We start from the raw sequence: 7637 nt of genomic DNA, 5'->3' as shown, positions 1-7637 counted from the left end.
AGTCGCGCTGGCCCTGGGTCAGGTCGGCGGTGGAGCGCGGCTGGCGCAGCGCCAGCCAGCGCGCGGTCGCGGCCGACAGGGCCGGCACCGCATGGCCGTGGCGGAAGGCCTCGGCCACCACCTCGGTCAGCGCGCCCGCCGCGCCCTCGAACAGCGGCGTCAGGCCCGGCGCCAGCACCAGCGTCTCCAGGTCCTTCGTCTCGTCATAGGCCGAGGCGATGCGGTCCAGCAGGGTCGAGCGGATGATGCAGCCGGCGCGCCAGATCCGCGCCACCTCGGCCAGCGGCAGCTTCCAGCCATATTCGCGCGACGCCGCCGACATGATGGCGAAGCCCTCGGTGTAGGCCAGGATCTTGCCGGCCAGCAGCGCCTTCTCCAACAGCTCGATCGCCGCCTCGCGGTTGCCGGCCAGGGTCAGCCTCTGCGCCGCGCCGGGGAAACGCTCGGACAGCGTCTTGCGCAGGGCGCGCTCGGCCGAGACGCCGCGCGCCTCCACCGCCGCGGTGATCGAGGAGGCGGGGGCGCCCAGCGCCAGCGCCTCGATCGCCGACCAGCGGCCCGTGCCCTTCTGGCCGGCGCTGTCGACGATGACGTCGACCAGCGGCTTGCCGGTCTTCGGATCGGTGGTCTTCAGCACCGTGGCGGTGATGTCGACCAGGTAGGAGGACAGCGGGCCCTTCGACCAGCGCTCGAACACGTCGCCGATCTCGGCCGGGGTCAGCCCCAGGCCGCGGCGCATCAGGCCGTAGACCTCGCCGATCATCTGCATGTCGGCATATTCGATGCCGTTGTGGATGGTCTTGACGAAATGGCCGGCGCCGTCGGTGCCCAGCAGGGCGCAGCACGGCGTGCCCTCGAACTTGGCGGCGATCGCCGTGAAGATCCTGTCGACCCGGCCATAGACCTCGGGCTTGCCGCCGACCATGATCGACGGGCCGTGGCGCGCCCCTTCCTCGCCGCCGGAGACGCCGACGCCGAGGAAGGCCAGGCCGGCCTTGTCCAGCACGCCTTCGCGCCGCACGGTGTCGTGGAAATTGGCGTTACCGGCATCGATCAGGGCGTCGCCCTTCTCCAGCAGCGGCTGCAGCCGGGCGATGGTCTCGTCGACCGCGGCGCCGGCCTGCACCATCAGCAGGATCGCGCGCGGCTTGCGCACGGCGGCCACCAGCTCCTCCGGCGTGCGGCAGGGCACCAGCCGGTCGGCCAGCGGGCCGGCCAGGGCCATCGCCTCGTCGGTCCTCTCCTGGCTGCGGTTGTACAGCGCCACCCGGAAGCCCTTCTCCGCCATGTTGAAGGCGAGGTTCCGGCCCATGACGGCCAAGCCGACGACTGCGATATCCGCGTCGCTCATCTGATGCCTCTTCTCTGTCCGCTGATGACCAGACGGCCGATCGATGAGGCTATCGATAGTCGCCGATGGCGTGCTTGTCCATGTCAAGGGCGACGCCAGCGAGATGCATTGCCTCTCCCGCTTGCGCGACCTTTTCGAAATCGTAGAGTGCGCTCCTTTTTTAGTCCCCCCTCCCCTTGCGGGAGGGGGATAGGGGGAGGGGGCTGCGCGCGTCCGCGCGCGAATGCGCAGAGAACAGGCCCGAGGTTGGAGCCGGATCGCCGAAGTTCAGGCCGGCCCTGACGGCGAAAACCCCCTCCCCTACCCCCCTCCCGCAAGGGAGGGGGGGACTTATTTTGCTTTCGATCGATGCTTTTGCTGGTCCCGAGTTCGCTCAGACAAGGTGCCGCTTCAGTGCCGCGACCACGTCGTCCCGCGCCTCGCGGGCCCGGGACAAGAGGCGCGTCTGGGCCAGGAAGCCATGCGGCATGTCGGGATAGACCTTGAGGCTGTGCGCCGCGCCGATCCGGGTCAGCCGCTGGTCCAGGGCCAGCGTGTCGTCCAAGAGCGGGTCCAGCGCGGCGGCCAGCAGCAGCAGCGGCGGCAGGCCGCCGAGGTCGGCGGTCAGCGGCGCCGCCTGGGGATCGTCGCGCAGCGCCGGGTCGGGCAGGACCTGGGTCCAGAACCACTCCAGCTTGGCGGTCGACAGGCCGTAGCGTCCGTCGCCGAAATCCCGATGCGACGGGGTGTCGTGGTTGGCCGACAGCATGCCGTAGACGAGGGCGCCGAAGCGGGGCAGCATCTCGCCCAGGTCGCGCAGCCGCAGCAGCGTGGCCAGGGCCAGGTTGCCGCCGGCGGAATCGCCGCCGATGCCGATCCGCCCGGTATCGATGCCGAGAGACACGGCGTTCGCGCGCAGCCACTGCACCACGCCGACGGCCTGGTCGCGCGCGGTCGGGAATTTGTGCTCGGGCGCCAGCGCGTAATCGAGGCCGACCACCACGACGCCGGCGTCGCGCGCGACCTCGCGCTTCCAGCGGTCCAGCGAGTCGATGCCGCCCAGGGCGAAGCCGCCGCCATGGGCGTGCAGATAGGCCGGCAGCAGGCCGGCGGCGTTGTCCGGATAGTACAGCCGCACCCGCACCGGCACCGGCAGGTGGGACAGGACATGCTCCTCGACCCGGGCCAGCGGCGGCGCGTCCTGGTTCAGGAAGGCCTGCAGCGTCGCCGCATGGCCGCGGGCGACGACGACCGGCGTCGCCAGCACATCGGCCTGGACGATGCCGCTCTCGCGCAGCAGCGCCTGGCCGGCGAGGAATTCGGGGGCGAGGCCCGGCGGGGTCGGCGAATCCGGCATGGCGAAACCTCGGTCGTCAGCGGGGCGGGGGCAGCCGGATGGCGGCCCGCACCCGGTCCAGCAGGCGCGGCGCCGCCGGCCGGGTGCGGCGCGGCGGTTCGGCACGATCCTCGGGCCCCTCGGGCAAGCGGCTCTCCAGCGTGTGGATCAGCCAACCGATCGTGTCCATGGGGCCCTCCGGTGCTCGGGATGTCAGAAGGTCTCCACCCAGGGCCGCAGCTCGATCTCCCAGCTCCAGGCGTTGCGCGGCTGGCGCAGCAGGTCGACATAGCTCTGGGCGATGGCGTCGGGGTCCAGGGTGCTGTCCGGCTTGGCCGGCGGATCCTCGCGCCCGGCCTCGCGGATCTGGCCGTCGATCACGACATGGGCGACGTGGATGCCCTGCGGCGCCAGCTCCCGCGCCATGCTCTGGGCCAGGCCGCGCAGCGCGAACTTGCCCATGGCGAAGGGGGCGGAGCGGGCATAGCCCTTGACGCTGGCCGAGGCGCCGGTGAACAGGATGGCGCCGCGCTTCTTCGGCAGCATCCGCCGGGCCGCCTGCTGGCCCACCAGGAAGCCGCCGAAGGCCGTGACCGCCAGCACCCGCTCTACCTCGGCCGGGTTCAGGTCGGCCAGCGGGCCGCGCAGCCGGCCGCTGGCGTTGTAGACCACCACGTCCGGGTCGCCGCCGAAGCGCTGCTGCACGGCGTCGAACAGCCCGGCCACCGCCTGGGCGTCCGAGGCATCGGCGGCGAAGCCGGCGGCGCTGGTCTCCTCCAGCAGCGGCCTCAGCTTGTCGGTGTTGCGCGCGGCGACGGCAACGCGCATCCCCTGGCGGCTCAGCAGCCGGGTCAGCGAGGCGCTGAGCCCGCTGCCGGTGCCGACGATCAGGGCTGTCTTGTAGCTCTCGCGGCTCATGGCTGTCCTCAGGACCGGGATGGCTGCGCCGGGTTCGGCTCCACCCCTGTCCTATCATGTCGTCGGCAGGTTCCCCAGCCGCAAGGCGGCCTTTCAGACCGGGGGACGGATGGCGCCATAGGTGCCGCGCCAGTACAGCAGCGGATCCGTACCGCCGGCACCGTGCAGCGCCTGCACCCGGCCGATCAGGATGTCGTGGGAGTGGCGCTGGATCCGCTCCTCCAGCGTGCAGTCGAAGGCGACCAGCGCATCGGCCAGGATCGGCGCGCCGCTGGCCAGCCGGATCCAGCGGGCGCCGGCGAAGCGCGCCTCGCCCTTCTCGCCGTTGCGGCCGGCGAAGCGGTCGGCGATCGGGTGCTGCGACGCCGCCAGCACGTTGATGCCGAAATGGGCGTGCCGGACCAGCAGCGGCCAGGCCGAGGCCGAGCGGTTGACGCAGACCAGCACGGTCGGCGGGTCGGCCGACAGCGACACCACCGAGGTGGCGGTCAGTCCGTTGCGCTCCGCCCCGAGCCCGGCGGTGACGATGCTGACCGCCCCCGCCAGGTGGCGCATGGCGCCACGGAAGGCGTCGTCGGTGACCGGCGGGTGACGCTCCTCCAGGGGCTCCAGCCCGGCGGCGGCCAAAGCGAGCAGGGTGTCGAGGCTCATTTCTTCGCCAGCTCCGCCAGCACCGGATCGTTGAAAGACCGGTCCAGCACCGTGTTTGCGTCCAGCTGGGTCCGGATCAGCCCGGCGCGGAAGTACAGGTCGATGGTCCTCTGCTCGTCGGCCACCACCGTATCGTCGACCGCCACCGGCCGCACGGCCTGGCGCGACAGGTATTGCAGCGCCACCTCCTGCGGCAGGCCGACCAGCTTGCTCCAGATCTCGGCATAGGCCGGATAGTTGCTGGTGCCCCAACTGCGCGCCTTGGCCAGCCGGCCGACGAAATCCTGCAGCGCTGCGCGCTTGGCCTCGATCGCATCCGGCCGGGCGACCAGGAAGCTCAGGCCCGGCGTGATGCCGATTCCGGTGACGACGCGCCGCGCGCCCTCCTGCAGCTCCAGTTGCGAGGTGTAGGGCTCCCAGGTCGACCAGCCGTCGATGGCGCCGCTGGACAAGGCGGCCTTGGCCTCGGCCGGCAGCAGGAAGACGATGGTCACCGCGTCCGGCTTCAGCCCGGCATGCTCCAGCGCCGCCAGGATCAGCTGGTGGCCGATCGAGCCGCGGCCGGTGCCGATGGTCTTGCCGACCAGGTCCTGCAGCCCTTGCACCGGTGAGTCCTTGGGCACGACGATGGCCAGGCCGTCCTGCTTCGACCGGATCGCGGCGATCGCCTTGACCGGCACCCCCGCGGCGGCGGCGAAGGTGAAGGGCGCGTCGCCGACGCTGCCGGCATCGATGGCGTCGGCGTTCAGCGCCTCCAGCAGCGGCGCGGCGGCCGGGAACTCGCTCCATTCGACCCGGTAGGGCAGGTCGGACAGCACGCCCGCCGCCTCCATCACCGACCGGGCATTGCCCTTCTGGTCGCCGACCCGCAGCACGGTCTCGGCGTTCGCCGCGCCGGTGATCGCCAGGGCCAGGGCGAGCCCGGCCAGGATGCGCTTCATCGTGGGAACTCCGGACAGACTCATGATCGGGCCCTTGTTTTTGCTGTCATTGCCGGGCTTGACCCGGCAATCCAGAAGGTGTCGGGACCGTCTGGATGCCCGGGTCAAGCCCGGGCATGACAATGAAGAAGAGGGGGGAAGACTGGCGTTTACTCCGCCGCCGTCGCATTGGCCCGTACCCGATCGGCGACCAGCTTGCGGGTCAGCGGGATCAGCTCGCGGCCGTAGTCGATGGCGTCGTCCAGCGGGTCGAAGCCGCGGATCAGGAAGGTGGTGACGCCGAGGTCGTAATAATCCAGCAGCGCGTCGGCCACCTGCTCCGGCGTGCCGACCAGGGCGGTGGAATTGCCCTTGGCGCCGGTCAGGGCGGCGATGCCGGTCCACAGCCGCTTGTCCAGCCGCGGGCCCTGCGCCGCCGCCTCCAGCAGGCGCAGCGATCCGGAATTGGCGGGATCCACGGTGCGCTTGTAGCCGGTCCTGTCCTGCACCGCGCGCGCCTGCTCCAGGATCGCGTCGGCGCGGGCCCAGGCCTTTTCCTCGGTCTCGGCCAGGATCGGCCGCAACGACAGGCTGAAGCGCAGCTGCCGGCCGTGCTTCGCCGCCGAGGCGCGCACCCGGCCGGTCAGCTCGCGCACCTGGGCGTGGGTCTCGCCCCACAGCGCGTAGATGTCGGCATGCTTGCCGGCCACCTGGATCGCGGCGTCGGAGGCGCCGCCGAAATAGACCGGGATGTGCGGGGGCCGCACCGATTTGACGGTCGAGAAGCCGCGCTCGAACCGGTAATGCGGCCCATCATGGTCGAAGGGCGCATCGCTGGTCCAGATCTTCCGCAGGATGCCGAGATACTCATCGGTGCGGGCGTAGCGCTCGTCCTTGGTCAGGAAGTCGCCGTCCTGGCGCAGCTCGGCATCGTCGCCGCCGGTGATGATGTGCACGGCGACGCGGCCGCCGGTCAGCTGGTCCAGCGTCGCGAATTGCCGTGCCGCCAGGGTCGGGGCGGTGAAGCCCGGCCGGTGCGCGATCATCAGGCCCAGCTTCTCGGTCACCGATGCGGCGTGGCCGGCGATCAGGATGCTTTCCGGCGAGGTCGAATGGAAGGCGACCAGGGCGCGGTCGAAGCCCGCGGCCTCATGCGCCCGGGCCACGGTCTCGATATAGGGCACGTCGATCACCGGCCCGCTGGCGGGACGGGTCTCGGAGAAGTCGCGGGTGCCGATGAAACCGATGAATTCGACGCTCATGACGGGATCCTCGAAATTCAGAGGCCGAGGGCGAGACGCCCGGCGGCAAGGCGGATGGAATCGTCCTGCGGCGTGTGGATGCGGGCGCACAGCACGTCGCGGTAATGCCGTTCCAGCGGGTTGGCGCGGGCCAGGCCGGGATTGCCGGTCAGCCGCACCGCGGCCTCGACCGCGGCGATGGCGTTGCCGGTGACGGTCAGCTTGACGATGCCGCTCTCGTTGGGGGAGGGCGGGCGGCCGTCATCGACCTCGCGGGCGGCGCTGGCGAGCAGGCGGGCATTGACCGCCAGCCGGGCCTCGATCTCGCCGACCGCATCCTGCATCCGCGGCAGGGTGGCCAGCGGCGCGCCGAGATTGGCCGGGGCGCGGGTCTTCAGGAAATCGACGAACCAGTCGCGGGCGGCGCGGGCGATGCCGTCGTAGAGCGCGCCGATCAGCACCGCGCCCCAGGCCGACTTCACCGGCTCCGGCGCGCGCCAGGCCTCGGGCGGGCGCAGGTCGACCGCGTGGGCCAGCGGCACCGGCACGTCGTCGAGAATGACGTCATGGCTGTTGGTGGCGCGCATGCCGAGCTGGTCCCAGCTCTCCACCACCCGGATGCCGGGCGCGGTCGACGGCACCAGGATCGTTCCGACCCGCGGCTTGACCTCGTCGGTCACGGCCCAGACCGCCAGCCAGGACAGGATCGGGATGCCGGTGGCGAAGATCTTGTGGCCGGAGACGCTCCACCCCTCCGCCGTGCGCCGCGCCACCGTCGCCGGCACGCCGCCGCGGGCCGGTGTGCCCAGCTCCGGCTCGACCCTCAGCGCGTTGATCAGCGACACGCCGGCGGCGGCCTCGCGGCCCAGCCGTTCGGCCAGGGACGCCGGCCAGCCTCGCTCCTCCATCGAGGCGTGCTGCAGGTACTGCATCGACAGCACCAGGGCGGTGGACGGCTCGCCCTGGGCGATGCCGCCGATCACCGCCGCCGCGTCCCGCAGCCCGCCGCCCAGCCCGCCGAAGCGCCGGGGCGTCACCAAAGCCAGGAGCCCCGCCTCGGCCAGCCGGTCGAAATTGGCGAAGGGGAAGGCGCCGCCGCGGTCATGTTCCGCCGCCGTCCCGGCGAATTCCGCGGCCAGCCCGGCCACGGTCTCCGCCAGGGGCGGGCGGGGCATCGATGCTGCGCAGCGGCTGGGTCGGGGCGGGCCATGGCCTCAGGCGCCGACAGGGGCCGGGACGCC

The 7637-nt window shown here is 71.8% G+C and carries 8 protein-coding genes; all 8 read right to left on the bottom strand.

The window, feature by feature from the left end:
- On the bottom strand, positions 1-1351 hold a 1351-nt coding region (gndA, locus tag P409_RS20405; protein WP_034842689.1), incomplete at its 3' end, for an NADP-dependent phosphogluconate dehydrogenase.
- 373 nt (positions 1352-1724) lie between these two features.
- Entirely contained in the window at positions 1725-2687 is a 963-nt protein-coding gene (locus P409_RS20400) for an alpha/beta hydrolase fold domain-containing protein (protein WP_034842684.1), read from the bottom strand.
- Positions 2688-2703: 16 nt separating this feature from the next.
- Entirely contained in the window at positions 2704-2856 is a 153-nt protein-coding gene (locus P409_RS39040) for a hypothetical protein (RefSeq protein WP_161790435.1), read from the bottom strand.
- A gap of 23 nt (positions 2857-2879) precedes the next feature.
- Positions 2880-3584, bottom strand: coding sequence for an SDR family NAD(P)-dependent oxidoreductase (locus P409_RS20395; protein ID WP_034842681.1), 705 nt, complete (start codon positions 3582-3584; stop codon positions 2880-2882).
- Positions 3585-3677: 93 nt separating this feature from the next.
- Positions 3678-4235 (bottom strand): flavin reductase family protein, encoded by a 558-nt coding sequence (locus P409_RS20390; protein WP_081991654.1) that lies wholly within the window; start codon positions 4233-4235, stop codon positions 3678-3680.
- Positions 4232-5176: an ABC transporter substrate-binding protein gene (locus P409_RS20385; protein ID WP_034842676.1), complete on the bottom strand. Its 945-nt coding sequence runs from the start codon at positions 5174-5176 to the stop codon at positions 4232-4234. The genes P409_RS20390 and P409_RS20385 overlap by 4 nt, the downstream gene beginning before the upstream one ends.
- A gap of 149 nt (positions 5177-5325) precedes the next feature.
- On the bottom strand, positions 5326-6417 hold the full coding sequence (locus tag P409_RS20380) for an LLM class flavin-dependent oxidoreductase (protein WP_034842672.1): 1092 nt from the start codon (positions 6415-6417) through the stop codon (positions 5326-5328).
- 17 nt (positions 6418-6434) lie between these two features.
- Positions 6435-7571: an acyl-CoA dehydrogenase family protein gene (locus P409_RS20375; RefSeq protein ID WP_034842667.1), complete on the bottom strand. Its 1137-nt coding sequence runs from the start codon at positions 7569-7571 to the stop codon at positions 6435-6437.
- Between the last annotated feature and the right edge of the window lie 66 nt (positions 7572-7637).

The organism is Inquilinus limosus MP06 (genome assembly GCF_000767795.1).
Taxonomy (GTDB): Bacteria; Pseudomonadota; Alphaproteobacteria; order DSM-16000; family Inquilinaceae; genus Inquilinus; species Inquilinus limosus_E.
This window is presented reverse-complemented; position numbering and strand designations above follow the sequence as displayed.

What these genes read in the sequence shown, in the direction of transcription:
- P409_RS20385 (WP_034842676.1), bottom strand. Translation starts at nt 5,176, where the DNA reads ATGAAGCGCATCCTGGCCGGGCTCGCCCTGGCCCTGGCGATCACCGGC.
- P409_RS20395 (WP_034842681.1), bottom strand. Translation starts at nt 3,584, where the DNA reads ATGAGCCGCGAGAGCTACAAGACAGCCCTGATCGTCGGCACCGGCAGC.
- P409_RS20400 (WP_034842684.1), bottom strand. Translation starts at nt 2,687, where the DNA reads ATGCCGGATTCGCCGACCCCGCCGGGCCTCGCCCCCGAATTCCTCGCC.
- P409_RS20375 (WP_034842667.1), bottom strand. Translation starts at nt 7,571, where the DNA reads ATGCCCCGCCCGCCCCTGGCGGAGACCGTGGCCGGGCTGGCCGCGGAA.
- P409_RS39040 (WP_161790435.1), bottom strand. Translation starts at nt 2,856, where the DNA reads ATGGACACGATCGGTTGGCTGATCCACACGCTGGAGAGCCGCTTGCCC.
- P409_RS20380 (WP_034842672.1), bottom strand. Translation starts at nt 6,417, where the DNA reads ATGAGCGTCGAATTCATCGGTTTCATCGGCACCCGCGACTTCTCCGAG.
- P409_RS20390 (WP_081991654.1), bottom strand. Translation starts at nt 4,235, where the DNA reads ATGAGCCTCGACACCCTGCTCGCTTTGGCCGCCGCCGGGCTGGAGCCC.